The sequence below is a fragment of the Psychroserpens sp. AS72 genome (genome assembly GCF_038900375.1).
Lineage (GTDB): Bacteria > Bacteroidota > Bacteroidia > Flavobacteriales > Flavobacteriaceae > Psychroserpens.
Genome location: NZ_JBBMRC010000024.1, coordinates 1 through 2,476 on the forward strand (window position 1 = coordinate 1; position 2,476 = coordinate 2,476).

A 2,476-nucleotide genomic window follows, 5' to 3' on the forward strand; every position below is an offset into this window, starting at 1 on the left:
TGTACTGGATCTGTAATTCTAAAACACGTTATAGTTCTCCTCTTTCTCTCTATAAATATATTTATTACAAACTAAAGGAACACGTTGTGCTTCATTATCAGAAACCGCTAACCAATGATAAAATTCTTTAGAAAAATTAGACAAAAACTATTAACTGAAAATAAACTCAGTAATTATTTTATTTATGCTATTGGAGAAGTTATTCTTGTTGTAATTGGTATTCTTATTGCCTTGCAATTAAATAATCTTAATGATATAAAAAAAGACAAAGGTGATGAAAAGAAATACCTTGCTAGAATACAATTAGATATTAAACAGGACTTAGCAGAATTAGAAAGGCTTTTTCAAGGGGATACTATTCAATTAGATGCTTATACTTTTTTGGGACGTTATTTGCAGTCAGATTCAATAGCCACAGACCCTATTGTATTAGTCACAAAGTCAGGTAATGCTTTTGGAATCCATTGGTTTGAAGGTAAAAATATAGTTTTTGATGACATGAAATCGTCTGGCAAAACAGGACTCATTACTTCAGATTCTTTAAGAAATAGTATTCAATATTACTACAGATTATTTGATGAAGTAATAAAAGAAGAGAGTGTACACAATAATTCAATCTTAAAATATAATGATAATATTTATCCTTTTTTCGAAACAGGTTCTGGATCAGACATTGGGATGCCGGAAAGGTGGAAAGAAAACTCGAATGAAAAATCATTTTATAAATTTTATAATTCCGTGATAAACCTAGATGAAGACCAAAAAAAAATAATTTCCGATAATTTTGGCTTGACGAAAGCTAACATTTTACTAAATCATAGAGTTCGACTGTTACTACATAAAGAGGGACTAAAGACAATTACGGCTATTGATGCTTATTTAAAACAAGAAAAATAACGAAAGCACAACACCGTATATAATTTATTGCTAGTTCTAGCCTACTTACGAAAATCCTCGCGGATTTTCTATTCGGTTTTTATTTGCTAAATTAGGTGTTTAAACACGCAACAAACCATATACAAAACCGTTGTAAAACATTTTGAACAAACCTTGAAAATTTTAAATTACCGTTTTATAATCTTCTTTACTATAGATCGATTTAAGGTTTCTAATTTTAGAAAATAAATACCCGACGGAATTCTAGATAAATTTACAGTATCATTTTGCTCATTAAACTTTCCTTCAAATAATAGTTGTCCATTTAGGTTTATCAATTGATAATTTATTTTTTCCGAGGTTTTAAAAGTTAAAAAGAGTTTGTCGATAACTGGATTTGGAAATAAGTCTACATTGATTTCATCGAATTCACCTACGCTCAAATTAGAGCAATCTTCACTAAAATAATGCTGAGAGTCAATATTTGTCCAGTTGGTATTAGAATAATCAACATCATCCACCTGAATACAGGTTAATAACGGATTATTATCTGCAAAAAAATAGAGGCCAATATTTGTGTTATTATTGTTTTTAACATTTAATGAAGTTAATAATGGATTATAACTACAACTAATTGATTGGAGTACACTTTGTTGCGAAGCGTCTAATGTAGTAATCTGAGTTCCTCCACATGAAAAAAACAACATACTGGAGTTATTAGGTAAGGTTATACTAGTTATAGGGTTTACACTAACATTTAAATCCCAAAGCATTGTGTGAGGTGTAAAATCCAAGGCGCCTGGGATTTGGTTTACTCTTAGGTCTAGTTGAGTTAATTGTGGCACATTAGAAAAATCTACAGACGATAATTCATTGTAATGCGCATTTACAATAGATAAAGTTGTTGTAGCTGGTAGAGTTAATGTGTTAATAAAGTTTTGATGACAATCTACTTGCCAAAGGCTCGTGTTTTGCGATAGATCCAATTCACCAGAAATTTGGTTACTATTACACCTAAGAAACTCTAAAGAGGTGTTTTGGGTAAGATCTAAGCTAGTAAGTTGGTTAAATTCACATGTTAGAAACTCTAAAGCAGTAAAGTCCTCAATTCCTGTTAAGTCTGAAATATTTTTATTGTTTATTCCAACAGCCGTAACAGTATTAATGTTGGCAGTAAGCACATAATCGTCTAAAACATCATCATAACCTAAATTAATGAGATGTTGCTCAAAATTATCATCTGGCACATAGGTCGTTTGCGCAAATATTAATTGTGAAAAAAAGATAAAAATAATATAAAGTAGTTTTGTTTTCATGTTGATAGCGATTACTAATATATATAATTCAATAATAAAATTAGTAAATAATTAAATTTACGCCTAAATAATAAGACATCAATGACATAAAAATCGGAACATGAAAACGTTTTACAACATCGTGTATAAAAAATTGCTACATTAGTGTTTAAATAATGGTCGTTGCTCTTTTGTTACTTCCGATTTTCCTTCGGAAAATCCTCGCTCACAAAAACGCAACTTTCCATACACGTATTCCAAGATCAAATCCTAATAAATTAGTCTTTTTTTATGCTGCATGTTGT

At 30.0% G+C, this 2,476-nt stretch carries 2 protein-coding genes; one reads left to right on the top strand and one right to left on the bottom strand.

Annotated elements, in window-relative coordinates; genetic code table 11:
• Positions 1 to 114: 114 nt before the first annotated feature.
• Entirely contained in the window at positions 115 to 897 is a 783-nt protein-coding gene (locus WNY78_RS18750; RefSeq protein WP_178985147.1) for a DUF6090 family protein, read from the top strand.
• 167 nt (positions 898 to 1,064) lie between these two features.
• On the opposite strand, the gene WNY78_RS18755 is transcribed toward WNY78_RS18750, so the two are convergent.
• A complete protein-coding gene (locus WNY78_RS18755; RefSeq protein ID WP_303426457.1) occupies positions 1,065 to 2,192 on the bottom strand; it encodes a T9SS type A sorting domain-containing protein in 1,128 nt (375 codons plus the stop codon).
• Positions 2,193 to 2,476: the final 284 nt, after the last annotated feature.

Coding starts and splice junctions, on each gene's coding strand:
- WNY78_RS18750 (WP_178985147.1), top strand. CDS start 115: ATGATAAAATTCTTTAGAAAAATTAGACAAAAACTATTAACTGAAAAT.
- WNY78_RS18755 (WP_303426457.1), bottom strand. CDS start 2,192: ATGAAAACAAAACTACTTTATATTATTTTTATCTTTTTTTCACAATTA.